12 protein-coding genes are annotated in these 18,571 nt (G+C 45.0%); 8 read left to right on the top strand and 4 right to left on the bottom strand.

The window, feature by feature from the left end; translation table 11 throughout:
• Positions 1–105 precede the first annotated feature (105 nt).
• The 5 genes from SPI9445_RS0121030 (at position 106) to SPI9445_RS0121010 (ending at position 8,560) form a co-directional block, all read left to right on the top strand.
• Positions 106–1,446: a hypothetical protein gene (locus tag SPI9445_RS0121030; RefSeq protein ID WP_026079988.1), complete on the top strand. Its 1,341-nt coding sequence runs from the start codon at positions 106–108 to the stop codon at positions 1,444–1,446.
• Between the two features lie 6 nt (positions 1,447–1,452).
• Entirely contained in the window at positions 1,453–2,829 is a 1,377-nt protein-coding gene (locus SPI9445_RS0121025) for a helix-hairpin-helix domain-containing protein (protein ID WP_017306764.1), read from the top strand.
• A 231-nt stretch (positions 2,830–3,060) separates the two neighbouring features.
• Positions 3,061–5,637, top strand: a complete 2,577-nt coding sequence (locus SPI9445_RS0121020; protein WP_017306763.1) for an adenylate/guanylate cyclase domain-containing protein — start codon at positions 3,061–3,063, stop codon at positions 5,635–5,637.
• 99 nt (positions 5,638–5,736) lie between these two features.
• Positions 5,737–7,263, top strand: a complete 1,527-nt coding sequence (locus tag SPI9445_RS0121015) for a tellurite resistance TerB C-terminal domain-containing protein (protein WP_017306762.1) — start codon at positions 5,737–5,739, stop codon at positions 7,261–7,263.
• The gene (locus SPI9445_RS0121010; RefSeq protein WP_017306761.1) at positions 7,247–8,560 is read left to right on the top strand and encodes an ATP-binding protein; all 1,314 of its coding nucleotides are present in this window, start codon (positions 7,247–7,249) and stop codon (positions 8,558–8,560) included. Before SPI9445_RS0121015 ends, SPI9445_RS0121010 begins: the two co-directional genes overlap by 17 nt.
• A gap of 156 nt (positions 8,561–8,716) precedes the next feature.
• On the opposite strand, the gene SPI9445_RS0121005 is transcribed toward SPI9445_RS0121010, so the two are convergent.
• The 4 genes from SPI9445_RS0121005 to SPI9445_RS0120990 form a co-directional block, all read right to left on the bottom strand.
• Positions 8,717–11,344, bottom strand: a complete 2,628-nt coding sequence (locus SPI9445_RS0121005) for a P-loop ATPase, Sll1717 family (protein WP_017306760.1) — start codon at positions 11,342–11,344, stop codon at positions 8,717–8,719.
• Positions 11,344–11,793 carry a hypothetical protein gene (locus SPI9445_RS0121000; RefSeq protein WP_017306759.1) on the bottom strand — a complete coding sequence of 150 codons (450 nt, stop codon included), beginning with the start codon at positions 11,791–11,793 and terminating at the stop codon, positions 11,344–11,346. Before SPI9445_RS0121000 ends, SPI9445_RS0121005 begins: the two co-directional genes overlap by 1 nt.
• A 238-nt stretch (positions 11,794–12,031) precedes the next feature.
• Complete coding sequence (cphA, locus tag SPI9445_RS0120995; protein WP_026079987.1) at positions 12,032–14,656, bottom strand: cyanophycin synthetase; 2,625 nt, start codon at positions 14,654–14,656, stop codon at positions 12,032–12,034.
• A 257-nt stretch (positions 14,657–14,913) separates the two neighbouring features.
• On the bottom strand, positions 14,914–15,780 hold the full coding sequence (locus tag SPI9445_RS0120990; protein ID WP_026079986.1) for a cyanophycinase: 867 nt from the start codon (positions 15,778–15,780) through the stop codon (positions 14,914–14,916).
• A 91-nt stretch (positions 15,781–15,871) separates the two neighbouring features.
• On the opposite strand from SPI9445_RS0120990, the gene trmD reads away from it, so the two are divergent.
• From trmD to SPI9445_RS0120975, 3 genes are all read left to right on the top strand, one after another.
• On the top strand, positions 15,872–16,579 hold the full coding sequence (gene trmD / locus SPI9445_RS0120985) for a tRNA (guanosine(37)-N1)-methyltransferase TrmD (RefSeq protein WP_017306756.1): 708 nt from the start codon (positions 15,872–15,874) through the stop codon (positions 16,577–16,579).
• Between the two features lie 81 nt (positions 16,580–16,660).
• On the top strand, positions 16,661–17,431 hold the full coding sequence (locus SPI9445_RS26475; protein ID WP_017306755.1) for a DUF3747 domain-containing protein: 771 nt from the start codon (positions 16,661–16,663) through the stop codon (positions 17,429–17,431).
• 444 nt (positions 17,432–17,875) lie between these two features.
• Positions 17,876–18,562 carry a DUF2189 domain-containing protein gene (locus SPI9445_RS0120975; protein WP_017306754.1) on the top strand — a complete coding sequence of 229 codons (687 nt, stop codon included), beginning with the start codon at positions 17,876–17,878 and terminating at the stop codon, positions 18,560–18,562.
• Positions 18,563–18,571: the final 9 nt, after the last annotated feature.

The following is an 18,571-nucleotide window of genomic DNA, read 5'->3' as shown; positions in this document are numbered from 1 at the left end:
CTCCCTGAGCGTGAATTCCCCCCATCTCCCCATCGACTTATGTTATAAGGGAAATATAGGTCAGTTCCGACCCCCGTTCTAGGAAGTAATTTCCCCTATTTTGTGATGACTCCTAATGCAACGACTTTAATGAAAACCGTCGAACAACTTGGCTATCGAGTCACAGTCGGCGATGTTGCGGCAAAAGCAGGATTAAACATTAATTTAGCTCAACAAGGTTTATTAGTTTTAGCATCAGATGCCGGAGCAAATTTACAAGTTTCAGAGTCTGGCGAAATTGCCTACATTTTTCCAAAAAATTTTAGGGCAGTTTTGCGAAATAAGGACTGGAAAATGCGATGGCAAGAGACTTTAAATAGAGTTTGGCAGTTTTTATTCTACCTTATTCGCATCTCTTTTGGAATTTTTTTAATTATTTCGATTCTTTTAATTGTTGCAGCAATTATTGTTATCTTTGTGGCTCTGAACAGCAAAGAAAATGGGGGGTCAAGAAATTCTCGCTCATCGAGCTATGGGGGATTAAGATTTATCTTTGTTCCTCGATTTTGGTACGTTTCAGATATATTCTGGCTCATGAATCCTCGGGCTAACTATAGCACTTGTCAGCAAAAAAGATATAGACAGCGACAAGTAGCAAGGTCTAGTCAAGAGGAGCAAATGGGTTTTTTAGAGTCAGTTTTCTCTTTCTTGTTTGGAGAAGGGGATCCCAACTATGATCTAGAAGAGCGGCGCTGGCAAGAAATAGGAGCCGTAATTAAACAAAATAATGGCGCAGTGATTGCCGAACAAGTTACGCCTTATTTTGAAAAATTAGACCGCGCTGCATTGGAAGATGAAAGTTATATGTTGCCCGTTTTAGCCCATTTTAATGGCTATCCTGAAGTGTCAGAACAAGGGGAGTTAATTTATTATTTTCCTGAATTACAAGTTACGGCAAAACAAGCTACTCTTCCTAAACCCGAAAAGTATTTACAGGAAAAGCCTTGGCGTTTTAGTAGTGCTACTCAGGAACAACTAACTTTAGCGGGTGGGTTAGGGTGTGTTAATATTGTGGGCGGTTTATTCCTAATGTTCTTGCTGACTGAAAATCCGGCCTTGGTGGCTGAAATTGGCTTTTTAGCTTGGATGAACTCCATTTCTTGGTTGTTGTTGGGGTATGGGGCATTGTTTTTGTTAATTCCTGTAGTGCGGTATTTTTGGATTAAGGGCAAAAATCAAGTTATTAACCAACGCAATAATGAACGGGCAAAATATTTCAAGCAGTTAAAAAATGCCAGTCAACAAATCCAGCAGAAACTGGCTTATGCTAAACAGTTTGCCAAGCAAAATATTCTGGAAAATAAAGATTTAGCCTATACAACAGAAACGGATTTATTAGACCAAAATTTGCAGCAAGTGGACAAAATTGATGAAGAATGGCGCAGAAGATTAGAAGGAGATAACTAGAGTGTTATGGTAAAAATTATTAAGAGAACGTCTTTAGGGGTGCGACCTGTTTATGATATTGGGGTGATTCAAGATCATAATTTTTTGTTAGAGAATGGGTTAGTTGCGTCTAATTGTTTCAATAAGTCTCATTCAACGGCCTATGCTTATGTCACCTATCAGACGGCTTATTTAAAGGCGAATTATCCCGTTGAGTATATGACGGCATTGTTGACGGGGAATAGTAGTAACACCGATAAGGTCAAGAACTATATTGACACCTGCCAAAAGATGGGAATTCGGGTTGAACCGCCGGATATTAACCGTTCTCTGTTTGATTTTACACCGGATGGTCAAAATATTTTATTTGGCTTGTCGGCGGTGAAGAATTTAGGAGAGAATGCTATTGATGTGATTCTCAAGGCACGGGAGGAAGCCGGGGGACGTTTTAAATCTATGGCGGATTTTTGTGCGCGAGTAGATTTAAGGGTGGTGAATCGTCGGACGTTAGAAACCCTGATAAAATGCGGGGCATTTGACAAGATTAATGACAATCGCAATCAATTATTACAGTATTTAGATGCGGTGATTGCTTGGGCGCAAAATCGGGCTAAAGAACGGGATAGTGGACAGATGAATATTTTTGAGTGGGGGGTAACTCGCCAAAATGAAAATGAGGGGGATCGGGAAGAAATTAAGTTTGATTCTGCGCCAAATTTGCCCAATGTGGTGGATTTTTCAGCGCCAGAAAAACTGAATCAGGAGAAGGAGTTATTAGGGTTTTATGTGTCGGAACATCCTTTAGATTCGCTGAAAGTAGCGCGTCAGATTTTGGCTCCGGTGAATTTGGCAGACTTGGGGAGTTATGGCAGACGAACAAAGTTAAGTGCGATCGCCATGCTCAACAGCGTTAAGACGATCATCACGAAAACTGGCGATCCGATGTCCTTTCTCCAACTCGAAGATTTAAGCGGTATCGCCGAAGGGGTGGTGTTTTCCAGTGTATTTGAGCGCTTGAAAGACTATCTACAACCCGATGCACGTTTGATTCTTTGGGGAAAACCCCAGCCAAAACAGGACAAAATGCAACTGGTGGTAGAGGATATGGAATGGGTGGATAGGGTGCAGATGGTGCGCGTAGATTTGACAACTGAGCAAGGAATCAATACAAAAGAACTAAAAAATCTCCAAGGAATTCTAACCGAACATTCCGGGGATAAGGAAAAAGCCAAAATTCCGGTGATTGCCTCCCTCGGAAAAGGCTCTCAACGGCGCTTAATCCGTTTCGGGCGGGAGTTTTGGGTACAGGATGAAAATGCGGCTAAAATGGCCTTAAATCAAGCAGGTTTTCGGGCAGATACGGAGTTTTTGCTCCCGACTGGTGGCAACAAGACAGTTTCTTGAGAAGGGGAGGGGAACACCCCGTAAAACCAGTAACTAGAATCACAACCGATCCTCTCTAATCCTGCTACGCTATAAGTCAGACCTGCATCTACTGCTGTTGGGCGGGGATATCCCCCCGTTAAAATTGAGCCTTGTTGCTTTCTTGAGGGATTGCCTCGGTAAAGCCATCCGAATCTGATGTTATAGCCCACTTAAACGCCGATCCCTGCGTTTGTTTTACACGCTGATTCTATGCCCCTATCGAATACTGGGAGCATTTTAGCTTCTCTCACCCAGTTTACTCAATTAAATCGCACTACCGTCTTGACCGATCGCGTCAAGAATCTTTCCATTGCTGAATTTATCTGTTTATTAGATTTTATTACGGCGGAATTTCAGCAATTTTTGCGTGCCATTGACATGATTAATAACGAAGCTCTAGAAACCATGCTAGAGCAAGTTATGGATGCCTTTACGCTGAAAATTGGGCAAATTTTACAGGCGGATCGGACGATTATTTTTCTCTTAGATAGTACGAAAGGACAACTTTGGGGCAAAATTAATCAACAAGGGGACAGTGAAGCGAAAGATATTCGCTTACCTTTGAATGTGGGAATTGCAGGCTATGTAGCCGCGACGGGAGAATTATTGAATATTCAAGAGACTAAAGATCATCCTCTGTTTAATGTAGATATTGATGGTATCCCCAATTATCCCATTCAAAATGTGCTATGTATGCCGATTTTAAGCAGCACTCAACAAGTGGTTGCTGTGGTGGAGTTATTAAATAAATCGGGAGGGGTGCCTTTTGATGGAGAAGATGAGGAAAGATTTCGAGATTTTGCCTCATCCATTGGCATTATTTTAGAAACTTGTCAATCTTTTTATATGGCCGCTCGCAATCAACGGGGGGCGGCGGCTTTATTGCGGGCAACCTCAAGTTTGGGGCAAAGTTTAGACTTAGAAGCCACTTTAAAATCGGTGATGGAACAAGCGCGGCGCTTAATGAAAGCGGATCGTAGTACGCTGTTTATGTTAAGCCGAGAAAAGGGGGAGTTATGGAGTAAAATTGCCAAGGCGGATGGGAAAACGATGATGGAGATTCGTCTCCCCGCGAATCGTGGTATTGCGGGCTATGTGGCAACAACGGGGAAAACGGTTAATATTGCCGATGCTTATAAAGATAGTCGCTTTGACCCTTCAACGGATAAAAGAACGGGGTATCGGACTCAAAGTATTTTATGTATGCCTGTGTTTAATTCCAGTGGGGAATTAATTGCGGTGACTCAGTTAATTAATAAGGAGAATGGGGGAAGTTTTAGTAGTTCTGATGAAGAGTTTATGCAGGCGTTCAATATTCAGGCGGGAATTGCTTTAGAGAATGCCAAGTTATTTGAAACGGTTTTAACAGAAAAGCAATATCAAAAGGATATTTTAGAGAGTTTATCGGATGCGGTAATTTCGACGGATTTTATGGGTCGTATTTTTACAATTAATGATGCGGCTTTAGAGTTATTAGGCTGTCCAGAGGAACAAATTCGTGATGCCAAAATTCGGCAGTTATGGGAGTATAAATTATTGGGTCGCCATGTTTGGGATGTGTTACCTGTGGATAATATTCATTTTCGCTTGCAGGATAGTTTAGCGACGGGTGCAAGGCATTATGTGCCGGAGCAAACTCTTAAAGTGGGGATTGCTCATAAAAAGCCGGGGGATGTATCGGTTTTACCTTGTGTTTTGGCGATTCCGAGTTCTGAAAATCCCAAGGTTTATATTCCTTGGAATGAAACACCCTGTCCGAGAGAAGAGTTATTATATGAGGAGCAAGATGAGATTGTCCCGATTGAACGCAGTGTGAATTTAACGGTTAATCCTTTAACCAATGCGGAGGGAGAAGTTCAGGGGGGATTGGTCGTTTTAGAGGATATTAGTAACGAAAAACGGATTAAATCGACGCTGTACCGTTATATGACTCCTAGTGTAGCAGAACAAGTTATTGCTCTGGGGGAACAGTCTATGATGGTGGGGGAACGAAAGGATGTGTCGATTTTGTTTTCTGATATTCGTGGCTATACTACTATGACGGAAAATGTGGAAGCTACGGAGGTGGTGGCTTTATTAAATCAGTATTTTGAAACGATGGTAGAGGCGGTTTTTAATCATCAAGGGACGTTAGATAAGTTTATTGGGGATGCTTTGATGGCGGTTTTTGGCGCACCGTTACCCTTGCCAGAAAATCACGCTTGGTTAGCGGTACAATCGGCGTTAGATATGCGTCGTCGTTTGGTAGAATTTAATCAAAAATGTGTGTTTGAAAATCAACCTCAGATTCGTTTTGGCATTGGGATTAGTTCGGGGGAGGTGGTTTCGGGGAATATTGGTTCTAACAAGCGGATGGATTATACGGTAATTGGGGATGCAGTTAATTTAAGTTCTCGTTTGGAGAGTTTAACGAAAGAATATGCTTGTGATATTATTATTAGTGAGTATACTTATAATTTATGTGGTGGGGCGGCGCGTTTATTAACGCGAGAGTTGGATAAAACGCGGGTTAAGGGGAAAAGTAAGGCGGTGCGAATTTATGAGTTAATTGGCTTAAAACCTGCTTATCTTGACCCGCAAACGGAGCATTTTTTAGAGATTTATCATCAGGGACGGGAAGCTTATTTAGCACGGGATTTTCAAAGGGCGTTAGGGTTATTTACGGAAGCGGCCCGTTTACGACCTCAAGATCATCCGACGGAGATTCATGTTCAGCGTTGTCAGTTATATTTAAAAACACCCCCCCCAGAGAGTTGGGATGGGATTCACATTATGACGACTAAATAGGGCTTGCTGAATAAGTCTGAGAGTTGGGCTGGTGTAGTGGCACAATGAACAAGTGAACCTTTCGTGGGGAATTTTTCCGTTTTCTGGAATTCCAGTACAATGCCATCTAGAAACAAGAAGCTGGTCAATCAGGTGATTTTGGGGTCCATTGCTTTTTCTCTTAGCTTTGGACTAGGACTCTTGCTGAGTCGGGAGTTTAAGCAGGGGGTGTTAACGGGGATTGCGGCGCTGCCTGCAAGTTATGGCTGTGCGATCGCACTTTATCGGAAACGGGTACAGCAGGACAAGCAATTGAAACAAGGTTTGCACCATCAAATCCAGTTGCTACTGCAACAACGGGACAATTGTCAGGAAGAAATTGCGATCGCACTCCACCAACGACAAACCCTAGAATCTAATCTCGATGCCTTATACAGCGAACGAGAACAGATTCTAATGCGCGTGGCTGAACTGCATCAATACCGCAAGGAGTTGTATCAATCCCTTCCCACTCAACAGCAAAAGACCTTGCTGGGAACAAATCCGTGGCAGTCCCCCCAACTGCAAGCCGCACCGGATCATCCGGTAGAATTTAAACGGGGAGGAGTCGCTCATGGGGTGTTAGTCCAGAAAAGCGAAGACCGTTTAGAACAGCTACAAAGTGAATATGATCAGTTACAAGGGCAAATTTTAGCCCAACAAACTAAGCGGGAGCAACTGATTCCTGAGTTAACCCAACTCAGTCGGCAAAAATATAAACTGAGTCAGGAACTACAAACCCTAAAAGACGAACTAAAAGACCTGCAAAACTTTCAGGAAAAATTAAGTCAATCCCTAGCAGAATTAGAACTGCAACGGGAATATAATGATGAGCAAATTTTTTACAAAGAAGCTCGGCGAGAAGGACTAGAGTTAGAAATTGAGAATCTAGAGAAAATTTTACTCGAAAAACAGGAACTCTGGCAAAACCTTGAGCCTAAAATGTTAAAATGGGAACGTTTACAGGCAGAGGGGGTCAAACTTGAAGAAAATCAATCGAGCCTAACGGCTGAACTGCATCAATTAGCAGAAGATAAGCACCGTTTAAGCTTAGAACTGAATCAGTTAAGACAAAATCAATCCACCTTGACAGTAGAACTGAATCAGTTAGCCCAAGAAAAGCAAAGCCTAAGCGCAGAACTGAATCAGTTAAGACAAAATCAATCTACCTTGACAACAGAACTGAATCAATTAGCCCAAGAAAAGCAGAACTTGAGCGCAGAACTAGCCACCTTAGAAGACCAACTGACAACCCCCATCCGAACCCCTTCCACCCCCAGCAAACCCGCCCCTTTTCCTGAAGAATGGCTTGACTTTTTACACAATTTATGCGGTTCAGAAAAGCAAACCTTAAAAGCCATTTTAGACCAAGATGAAGAGCGGCTAAAACAACTAGCGGATGAGGTGACAACCATGCCCGAAGTGTTAATTGATGCCCTGAACGAAAAAGCCTTAAATACCATTGGTGACACCTTCTTAATCCGGCAAAACTTAGCCATTCTTCCGACCATTGACGAGGAATATCATTCCCTGTTTAGCCAACCCCTCAGCCTGCAATTTCAAGACCTATTGACCCTGATCCATTCAACCCATGCAGAAAATACCTAAACGAGTATCTACAGCCTTAATCAATGCTTTAGCGGCCGGAGTTGTCCCTCGGATTGGGTTGGAACATATTGCCGTCGGTCGAGAATTGGAAATTAGTGCGATCGCCCAAGACTTAGAAAACATCAGTGAAGGGGGGGCAGGTTTTCGCTTCGTCGTCGGGCGCTACGGAGCCGGGAAAAGCTTTATGCTACAACTAATCCGCAACCTTGCCATGGAACAGGGATTCGTCGTAGCCGATGCCGATCTTTCCCCAGAATTACGTTTAGCAGGCAGTAAAAATCAAGCCGTAGCCACCTATCGGGAATTAATGAAAAACATCGCCACCCGCACCTCTCCCAAAGGGGGCGCGATTTCCCTCATCCTCGAAAAATGGACCAGTGGCATCCTCTCCCAAGTCGCCCAAACCACCGGAAAACGCCCCGGAGAGGAAGGATTTGATGATCAAGTAGAACTAAAAATCCGGGAAGTGGTAGATCACCTTGAGGGCTTAGTCCATGGCTTTGATTTTGCCAATGTTATTATTGCCTACTGGCGGGGTTATCGGGAAGACAATCAAGACAAACAAGACAACGCTTTAAGGTGGTTACGGGGAGAATTTAGCAGCAAAACCGAAGCCAGAACCGCCCTAGATGTGCGAGTGATTATTGACGATGAAACTTGGTATGATTACCTAAAACTTTGGGCTAAATTTGCCTCAGATATTGGCTATAAAGGCTTAATTGTGCTATTAGATGAAGCCATCCATCTGTATAAAATCTCTCATAGTCGTTCCAGACAAAGTAACTATGATCGACTCCTAGCCATGTTTAACGACACCATGCAGGGGAAAGCCGAGTATTTAGGCGTAATTATTGGCGGAACTCCTCAACTGGTAGAAGATAAACGGCGGGGATTATTTAGTGATGAAGCTTGGCGAACCCGTTTAGCCAAAAGTCGCTTTCACCAAGACGGATTACAAGACTATTCTGGCCCGGTGATTGAATTAGAACCCCTAACCTCTGAACAACTCTCCCAACTCTTGCAACGCTTGATTGAAGTTCATGCCCAGCATTTTAAATATCAAAGCCCGTTAGGATTAGCCGAAATTGAAGATTTTAAGCAAGAAGTAACCAATCGCTTGGGAGCAGATAAACTCTTTACCCCTCGTGAGTTAGTGCGAGATTTTATGAGTTTATTAAATATCTTGCAACAAAATTCTCAAGTAGACTTTAGGGACTTTATCCACAGTCCAGAATTTAAATTAGAGGCTGTGGAAATGAATCATCACGCTGATGAATTTGCAGAATTTACCTTGTAAGAAAAAACGAATATTTAATCAGAAGTATTGAATCGGTATTTATGAACTGCTGAAAATTTATCTAATCTTAATTCTTGAAACCTTGCACTTTCTCGCTCTTGAAAAAGCTGAAAGTCCCATTTAATATGGCTTAGATGTATATTCAGCAGACCCTAATTATTTTCGCTGCCCCTGTCTCCGCTTAACGCCAAACCCATAAACATATAAATCAGCCACAGCATAGTCATAACGCTTTTTATCCTTTCGTTCAGCTATCAAACCAATTTGCTGCAATCTTTTTAAGAAATTCTCGAAAGACAAATTAGACTGATTCGCCACAGTATCGCGCCATAATAGCTCTAAATCCTCCTCCTTAAACAAAGAACTTAATTTATTCATACTCTCAAAAAATTCTAAGAATTCTGGATATTCATTTTTGATCGCATCGCACCGTTCCTGAGAAGCAGCCTCTAAACCCTCAGTTAAAGACTTCCAACCCAATAAACGATTACTCGCTACATTTTTGTTTTGTGCCGCTAACTCTACCTCTCTGGCTTTATTGAGTAAAATAGTTAAAGAACGCGGATAAGTGTTGTTACTGGCATCAGTTAACCGGGAATACACCCATTGAGACACATAAGCATTTTTGCCCTTTTCAACCTTCAAACCCCATAAGGGCGCTAATGCTTGACGTAAAGCATCTTCACTGGCTTCATCAATCTCACTATCTGCCAGAGGCAAAACACGGTTAGAAAGCATTTTGAAATCGATAGACCCGCCAATCGCTAAACGATAAGCTAAACGCAAAAAATCAATTTTTCCCCACTGCAATAGTAAAGTCCGTGCTTCACCAAAATGACTTTTATTCGTGAAAATCAAATTACTCCAGATATCCTCTCGCAAAAATACTTTAAAACGAATATGATATAAGCCTTGATTATTGAGATCGTAAATCAGACGCATCAGCCCGCCCAAGGCCTCTTGTTGCCAATTACTACCTTCTTTAATATCCTGATCTAAATCATCATAAAGTAACCAGATTTTTTGTGCCGCTTCACTCAATGACTGATTATAATAACTCAAAGCATCTCGGCAACAGGAATTTAAATCTTCATTCGTGACAAATTCAACCAGTTTATGAGTATGTTTTGCTTCCCAAGTATTTTTGTACTTATCTAGAGAAAAGTTATAGTTTAATCGAGAAAGTAAACTTTTAAATTTAGCCTGCTTCAATATTTCAATAAATTCAGGAATTGAACGATAAATTTGAACCACAACATAAGCCCGCCATAACGATAACCAATCCTTTTTCTGTTGATTAATTTTTTGACCAATTTGCTCAAAAACATCACCTGTGGGTCTAAATTGGTCACTATTGCCGTGGCCTGACAATATGGTTATATTTTCTAGCCGACCCCGTGCATATTTTTCCGCATTTTCACGATGCTGAGTAAATAAAGTATAGAGCGTTGACTTACCTGTACCTTTCCGCCCTCGAATCACCCAAACAGCATCGTCTAAGCAACGGTCAAAATCAGTTGTTTTTTGAAAAATTTTATCAAAATCATTATCTAAAATACTAGCAGCATCACGTTCTGAAAAGGATAAAGAGCTTACTAAATTTAAACGGTTAGATGAACTAATTAGTGCGTCAGATTCTAATACACTATTTTTTTCTAGTAAATAATTTGCAATGGGAGCGTAGTAAGGCAAAGCCGTCTCAACCGGAAACTGAGTAACACCCGCAATATTAGGATGATAAGGAATTTGGATCAGTTCTTTTTGCTGATCATTAGTTAACTCTAAAGAATGTTTTATATTGTCCACTAAATTAGTGCCGATGATACCTTCAGGAACAGGGGATAATACCAATTTGACATCAGCACGAGTTAGTTCATTTAAAGTGTTTTTAACAAAACGAACACCTTCAGCATTTTGTTCACTAGGATATAAGACGATAAAAATATCATCTGCCAGCCCTAACAACGTGAAACCGCCCCATTCATTGAGTCCTGTTCGTGCATCAATCAGCATGATGTCAGGTTGAAACTGCTCCCAAAGTTCCTGCTCAAACTGCAACCATGGAGCATCAGCCTGATCAAAAAGGTGTGTAGTGGTCAACAGTGATAATCGCTGCACATATCTCCGCCCAATATTCCCCGCAGGTACAACGAACAAAGGACGTTTAGAATGTGTATCGGTGACGCTGTAGATAATGCCCTCGTCGCCCCCTAACTCAACTTGAGGTTGATAAACTTCATTTAAAAAACAAGTTTGGCGCTCCCATAAATAATCGACTAAACCTACTTTTAACGGGGCTTTTTGAGCAGGAAGTAAAGTATGTAATCCCGGTGCTTCAACATCCATGTCAACAATAACAACGCGCTGACCAGAACGGATTAATTGAAAAGCCGTTTGGATTAATGCCGTAGTTCTGCCGACTCCCCCCTTGTAAGAATAAAATACGACACGCTTAACCTGATGACTGTTTTTCTCAGAAACAGTTTTGCCCGATGCCAACATATCGACAGCTTTTTGCCATGATGTCGGAATTTCACTGTTTGTATCTGATAGTGCTATGCCCTGTTCACTTGCTTCTTCAGGGGTGTATAGTTCAATGAGCCCAACAGATAAATCAGCTTTTTGAATTAAGGGGTCAACTGTCTGTAATCGCTCGGATCTACTCTTCCCGTTAAACACTTCTGAGATCACGGTCAACAACACAAAACCACCCTCTCCAACATCCAGTTGAAAATTATTGGAGAATTTACGCTTCAGTTCTTCACGCAGTTTTGAGGGATTCATCAAATTCTGAACTCATTCTTTTTTAGCCAACCATAAACATAATCAAAACTCTTTTTCCACTCATTCCCCTGAATAGGTGATGCCTGAGCCACATAACGTAAACTGATATAATCAACAGAGGTTGCACCGAGAGGGTAAACCAAACAATTTAGGTGGTTTAGAAGTTGCTGATCTGATTTTGCCAACTTGAATAATTCTGGCATATGACGTAGGGATGTGGTGAGACTATGCCCCGGATTATTAATCTGCTGATTGAACATAGAGTCCTTCTTTCTGCGACTTTTTTCATCCCATTCACTAATGCTATGATAGGATGCGAGCAATGACTTTAAACGACACTCAATACTAATACCACCCAAATGCAAAGCCGCGATATTGTGGTTTTCTAGATTTAATAGAGTCTCAGCATCTTTTTTTCTGGCTAAGGATGCACCAGCAAAATCTTCCATAACCAATTTAGATATTACCCGGTCTAAAAGCCACCAGTTATTTTAGCAAAAAAGATCGGAGATGAAATCGGACTCACTGAATTTATCGAATGGGAGCAAGAATACCCCATCCCTATTAGCCTCGACCGCAGGCCAAATGTTGGGTTACACTTCGTTTCACCCAACCGACGGGGCTACAGGGAACAAAAAAGAGGGGAAATCATCATTTCCCCTCTGGCTCTTTCCCCTTCACTCAGGATTAACCCTGCTTCGCTTGTTCCGCCTCAATGCGCTTCATGGCTGCACCGACACTTTCCGGCAGGATGACCACTAAACCGCCATCCTTGACCTTTTCAAACCCGGTGGTAATGGCTTCCTGTTCATCCAAAATCCGGTCATACTGGGCTTCGGGATTTTCTTGCAGGATGCCTTTAATAATCAGATCAGCCACTTCCCCAGAATTGCGACCGCGACGGTCATAATCTTCCTTAACGATCATGTAATCAAACATTTGCGCCGAAAGACGACCCAATTGGATCAAGTCTTCATCCCGTCGATCTCCTGGGCCGCCAATCACGCCTACGCGATCGCCCTGCCAATTCTTCACAAAGCCACCTAGCGCCTCATAACTCGCCGGATTGTGGGCATAATCCAACAAAACATGATATTGACCCAAATCAAATAAATTCATCCGTCCGGGGGTTTTCTCGGCCGATAAATTAAACGTGCGTAGGCCTTGGCGAATTAACTCCACATCCACCCCCTGAGCAAAGGCCGCTAGACAGGCCGCCAAAGCGTTGGCAATCATAAAGGGTGCCATCCCCCCCATGGTAATGGGAACATTTTTCGCCTCTTCAATGCGGAAGGTTAAACTCCCCTCCAAAATGGACAGATAGCCATTTTCATATACGGCTACCAGTCTACCTCGGCGTAAATGATCCTGTAAGACGGGATTCTCTGGATTCATGGAGAAATAAGCGATTTTCCCCTTCACCCGTTCCGCCATCCCTGCTACCCGTTCATCATCGGCGTTTAACACCACATAACCATTAGGGGAAGTCGCTTCAGCTACAACACTCTTTAAGGAGGTTAACTGTTCAATGGTGTCAATGTCGCCGATGCCTAAATGGTCGGCCGCCACGTTCAAAACTACCCCTACATCACAACTATCAAAGGCTAGACCCGCGCGCAAAATCCCACCCCGCGCCGTTTCTAACACAGCCACCTCTACGGTGGGGTCGCGTAAAATCACCTGGGCGCTTTGGGGGCCGGTGGTGTCGCCTTTTTCCACGAGGTAATCCCCAATATAAATCCCGTCGGTGGTGGTGTAACCGATCACTTTGCCCGTTTGACGGAAGATATGGGCAATCAGGCGGGTGGTGGTGGTTTTGCCGTTGGTTCCGGTAATGGAAATAATCGGGATACGACTGGGGGTGCCGGGGGGGAATAACATATCTAACACCGCACCGCCTACATTGCGGGGTAAACCTACACTGGGGGCGGCGTGCATCCGGAATCCGGGGGCGGCGTTGACTTCTACTACTACGCCGTCGGTTTCTCGCAAGGGTTTGCTAATATCTGAGGTGACAACATCAATCCCTGCAATGTCTAAACCAATGTTTTTCACTACCCGTTTGGCTAACCAAATATTTTCTGGGTGAATTTCATCGGTGCGGTCAATGGCAATCCCCCCGGTACTCAAGTTAGCGGTGGCGCGCAAAAACACCCGTTCCCCTTCTGGGAGTACGGAGTCGAGATCATAACCTTGCCGCTTAAGCACATCAATGGCGGTTTTGTCAAGGGTTATCCGGGTTAAAACATTATCATGACCATCACCCCGGCGGGGGTCTTCGTTGGTAATATCAATTAATTCGCTGATAGTGGAGCGCCCGTCTCCAGTGACGTGGGCGGGGACTCGTTCGGCCACGGCGACGACTTCCCCATTGACGACTAAAATCCGGTGGTCACTGCCGCGATAGTAGCGCTCAATAATGACCGAGCGGGTTTTAGCCGCATTACTGGCGAGATCGTAGGCTTCTTGGGCTTCTTCCCAACTGTTAATATCAATGGTGATGCCCCGTCCGTGGTTGCCGTCGAGGGGTTTAATCACGATGGGATAGCCCCCGACATCTTCTATGGCTTCTTCGAGTTCGTCGAAATATTGAATCACGGTGCCTTGAGGGACGGGAATTCCTGCATCGCGGAGAATGGTTTTGGTCCCTTCTTTGTCACAGGCCAATTCTACGGCGAGAATGCTGGAATAGTCGCTGAGGGTGGCTTGAATCCGTTTTTGGTGGACTCCATAACCCAGTTGCAACATGGCTCGCGCACTGAGTTGAATCCAGGGAATTTTGCGTTCGTCGGCTTCGGTGATGATGGTTTCGGTGCTGGGGCCAAGGGAGGCGTTTGACCAGAGTTCACGGAGGTCTTGTAGGTCTTGTTCGAGTTCGACCCGGGGATAGGTTCCGGTATCGACGATGCTCTGACAGAGACGAACGGCAGCGCGTCCGGCGTAGCGTCCGGCTCGTTCGTCCATGTATTCAAAAACCACATTATACACGCCTCGCTCGGCGGTTTCTCGGGTGCGACCAAAGCCAACGCGCATTCCGGCGAGTTCTTGGAGTTCTAGGGCAACGTGTTCAATGATATGCCCCATTAAGGTTCCCTCGCGTACCCGTTCTAGAAAACCACCCCGGTAGCCCGGTGAACAGTAGTGTTCGACGAGACTGGGCAATACGTCGTTTAGCCCTTCATAAAACCCTGGGATTTGGTTGGAGTAACGCTCATCGAGGTCTTCTAAATCCAAGCGCATGACAATCAGCTTGTGATAGCGAATGCTCCAATAGTTGGGTCCTCTGAGGGTTAGGGTTTTGAGAATTTTCATATCTGATTGATTTAGGGGGTTCAGAAGGGGTAGAGCCTGTAAAGCCAACCCCTAGTTTCTCCCCTTGAAAAGTGGCATAGCTGTTCAAGATGAACAGTTTGCCAAGTTCTCTGGGGAGGGGTGAAAGGGCAGCGATGGGGGGGTGGAGTGCAGTCGGAGTGTGAATGGTCAAGGGTGAGTCAACCGGGGAAATAGGCCGGGTGCTTGGCTCATGGCTCGCCGGATCAGGGTTTGACGACTGTTCTCTCTGGAGGGGATCAGGCGGATTTTTCGTCAGTCATGGGAGTGAGGGGATGGCGCTGATAGAGATGGTAGCGATCGCCATGACAGAGGATATGTAGCCGCAAACTGTGTAAACTCAGGGGATCTGCTACCCCGACATCCATTTGATTGGTGTAGGACAAATCTTGAGCATCCACAATGGTGACGGTGCCTTTCCCCATCACTTGAATCCAACCATCTTGTTCAAACATGGCGCAGGTGTCTTCATCAATCCCCACCCCTAGACGATCGGGATGAATCGCGATCGCACTCAATAAACGCGCCATGCGGTTACGGTTGTGGAAATGTTGGTCTACTAGGACTTCGGGAATAATCCCTAACCCCATTGCCATATCCACTAAGGAGCGATTGGGGGATTCTCCACTTCCTCCCCCGCCAATCATGTGATGACCCATGACGGCGGCTCCGGCGCTGGTTCCGGCTAGGGTGACTTCTCCTTTTTGGACGCGATCGCGAATCCGTTCCATAATCGGGGTTTCTGCCAACAGTCCACAGAGACGGAGTTGATCCCCCCCGGTTAGGAAAACCCCTGTACATTCTTCTAAAAATTCCATGTACTTGGGATCTTCGGCTTGGGAACGCTCACGAATGTCAATAATTTCCAGCCGCTTGGCTCCCATGTCCTCGAAAATATGCCGATAGCGATCGCCGATCAAGAGAGGTTCCCGAGATGCCGAGGGGACTATGGCAATCACTGCATCGGCCGCACCGGAACGATTGAAAAAAGTGTGCAGAATTTCTCTACCATGCACTTTATCCTCTGCGCCACCAATCACCAAAATAGCTGTCTTTGTGGGTTTGGGCATCTGGGTTCCTGAAACTTGAGACTCTATTTGCAGCATATATCCTATCGCGTTTGGGCATAGTATATAATTTAATGCTTTTTCGTTCCGCTTCGGACAAAAGAAGTGAACTCCCTACGCTTAATTCCCCATGCGCTTTGATCTGATCACATTATTTCCTGAATTCTTCACCTCCCCGTTGCAAAGTGGATTATTGGGCAAAGCCCTAGCTCGCCAGATTGCTCAAGTGTATCTGACCAACCCCCGGGATTTCACCCAAGACAAACACCGACGGGTGGATGATGAACCCTATGGCGGCGGGGTGGGAATGTTGCTCAAACCCGAACCTTTGTTCGCGGCGGTTGAGTCCTTGCCCATTTTACCCCGTCGGGAAGTCATCTTAATGTCCCCCCAAGGAGAACCTCTCAAGCAGCCTATCTTACAAGACCTCGCCCAAAATTACGACCAGTTACTATTAATTTGTGGTCATTATGAAGGGGTCGATGAGCGGGTTCGGCAACATTTAGTAACAAGGGAAATTTCTCTGGGGGATTTTGTGTTAACCTGTGGCGAAATTCCGGCCTTGGCACTTTTAAATGGCGTAATTCGTCTCCGTCCTGGCACCGTTGGAAAAGAAGCTTCCCTCAAGTTCGAGAGTTTTGAGCAGGGATTATTAGATTACCCCCAATATACTCGCCCCCCGGTCTTCCGAGGCTGGGAAGTGCCGGAGGTTCTGCGTTCTGGCAATCATGCCCACATTGAGACCTGGCAAAAAGAACAACAACAACAACGAACCCGCGATCGCCGTCCCGATCTTTGGGACGCTTGGCAACAAGCCCACCCTGATTCCTCAGACTAGAGGCTTTTTCCAGAGAAATTCCCCAGATCCAGCCTTAGCCCCTATCTTTCAACCCAATTCTGGCAATAACAGGAGGTCGTTATGAAGATCAAACCCATTCAGTCCCTAGCCGCCGCCCTCAGTGGCCTGCTGCTGCTCCCGTGGGGCAGTCCTACCCTCGCTCAAAGTACCCCCTTTGGGCAAGTAGAAGTCCCTCAAGATAGTTTTGTGGCGATCGCAACCCCCTTCGGTATAGAACGCCGACAATACAACCTACTGGTCATTCAACAACTCAACAACCGTCAACCCTGTTGGCGAGAATACGGCAGCAATCCCACCCTGATTGACCCCCTATTCCTCACCTTCGACTTCACAGGCATTTGTGAGCGCAGCACCGACAGCAACGGTTATTCCTTACGCATTGGCAACGAAGACTATGGCTGGCGCTTCATTCTCCGTCTCGTTCAACGGGGCGATGAAGTCGTATTAGTCGCCTCCTCCGTCCGCGAACCCAACACCCGCCCCATTGAAATTGGGCGCACCCGAGGCCTCGCCGAAGGCTACCTGAAAATCCACCTTGACCCCGGTTGGCGCTTCACCAAACGCACCTATGGCGGTCGCACCCTTGGCCACGTCTACCTCACCGCCGACTCCCTCAACACCGCCAGCCCCCCACCGCCCCCCCCCACTCGTCCCGTCAACACCACCCCACCCCCCACCGTTGATCGAGAGATCATCTTTACTCCCCCCTCTACAGGCGCACCCGCCCCCATTCCCACCACCCCCACTCCTCCTCCCCCTCCATCGCCCCCCAGTTCCCAACCCCTCCCCCCTCCCGTCCCCCCCTCCGAGCGTCCCATTCCCCGTTTCTAACGCTATTTGGAGAAAATAGCTCTTGCTGCACACAATCCTGTAGGTTGGGTGCAGCAAGAGCGAAACCCAACCATACAGCCCTCAGCAGAGGCAAGGGATTCCTTGCCTCTGCTTCCTTTTTTCTGAATTAATCACAAAAATTCATAAAGCCTTGAGCTGCATCGTCTTCTGTGACCCCCTTCAAGCCTAGCATTCCGCCAATTTCACGCAGATACTAAGGAAATTGCGCCAAACTCCGAATTCTCACTAAAATTGGGCAGGGGTTGAACCTAGAATCGTCATTTCGTCTGGCAGTCCGTTCAATCTATCTCCCTCAGCATTGCACCTCAATCCATAGATTGGGAATGTCTGACCCAAACCTTAAAGAGGTTTTAACCCTCAGACAGTAAAAAAGTTGGACTAGATCATTCTCACCCTAGAAGTCCTTAATGGCAGGAAGAACTTATGCAAGACAACAGACCCAAAAACCTCTCAGAAGTGGTAGCGGAAGGATACAACTTTCAAATAGAAGATTACATTAAGCAAGGTTGGCAAGTCTTCAAAGACAACGCTGCCCTTTTCATTACTACTACAGTTTGTTATATCGTTGTTTTAATTGTAATAGGGGGCATTGATCAAGCAACAGGGGGTGGAGATCAAAGAGGAGGTAGTGGTATTTCTGGGCTTCTACAATTTTTCATTAGAGTCCCCTTAGAAGCAGGATTTTATATCATTGCAATCAAAACTTTTAAAGGACAAGCTAGATCATTTGGCGATTTTTTTAAAGGGTTTGAACGCTACATTCAATTAGTAGCAGCAAGCATAGTCAGTGCAATTTTTATTCTCATTGGTTTAATTCTCTGTATTATTCCGGGAATTTATTTGGCTGTTTCTTATACCTTAGTCATTCCTTTAATTCTGGATCGCAACCTCAGCTTTTGGGAAGCCATGGAAACCAGTCGGCAACTGGTGACTAAAAAGTGGCTTTCTTGGTTTGTACTAAGTATTTTGGTTGGAGTGATTAATATTTTAGGAGTGCTTGCCTGTGGATTTGGCGTTTTGGTTTCCCTACCCCTGAGCTATGCGATTTGGATCGCCGCCTACAAAGATGTAGCAGGCTTAAAATATGGCAGTACGCAAGAGGGTTTGTAGTTGCGCTTC

The organism is Spirulina subsalsa PCC 9445, assembly GCF_000314005.1.
Lineage (GTDB): Bacteria > Cyanobacteriota > Cyanobacteriia > Cyanobacteriales > Spirulinaceae > Spirulina_A > Spirulina_A subsalsa.
Note: the sequence above shows the minus strand (reverse complement) of the source record. Positions and strands in the feature narration are given on the sequence as shown.

Bases quoted from the DNA above. Each gene is read 5' to 3' on its own strand.
- SPI9445_RS0121030 (WP_026079988.1), top strand. From the start codon at position 106: ATGACTCCTAATGCAACGACTTTAATGAAAACCGTCGAACAACTTGGC.
- SPI9445_RS0121025 (WP_017306764.1), top strand. From the start codon at position 1,453: ATGGTAAAAATTATTAAGAGAACGTCTTTAGGGGTGCGACCTGTTTAT.
- SPI9445_RS0121020 (WP_017306763.1), top strand. From the start codon at position 3,061: ATGCCCCTATCGAATACTGGGAGCATTTTAGCTTCTCTCACCCAGTTT.
- SPI9445_RS0121015 (WP_017306762.1), top strand. From the start codon at position 5,737: ATGCCATCTAGAAACAAGAAGCTGGTCAATCAGGTGATTTTGGGGTCC.
- SPI9445_RS0121010 (WP_017306761.1), top strand. From the start codon at position 7,247: ATGCAGAAAATACCTAAACGAGTATCTACAGCCTTAATCAATGCTTTA.
- SPI9445_RS0121005 (WP_017306760.1), bottom strand. From the start codon at position 11,344: ATGAATCCCTCAAAACTGCGTGAAGAACTGAAGCGTAAATTCTCCAAT.
- SPI9445_RS0121000 (WP_017306759.1), bottom strand. From the start codon at position 11,793: ATGGAAGATTTTGCTGGTGCATCCTTAGCCAGAAAAAAAGATGCTGAG.
- cphA (WP_026079987.1), bottom strand. From the start codon at position 14,656: ATGAAAATTCTCAAAACCCTAACCCTCAGAGGACCCAACTATTGGAGC.
- SPI9445_RS0120990 (WP_026079986.1), bottom strand. From the start codon at position 15,780: ATGCTGCAAATAGAGTCTCAAGTTTCAGGAACCCAGATGCCCAAACCC.
- trmD (WP_017306756.1), top strand. From the start codon at position 15,872: ATGCGCTTTGATCTGATCACATTATTTCCTGAATTCTTCACCTCCCCG.
- SPI9445_RS26475 (WP_017306755.1), top strand. From the start codon at position 16,661: ATGAAGATCAAACCCATTCAGTCCCTAGCCGCCGCCCTCAGTGGCCTG.
- SPI9445_RS0120975 (WP_017306754.1), top strand. From the start codon at position 17,876: ATGCAAGACAACAGACCCAAAAACCTCTCAGAAGTGGTAGCGGAAGGA.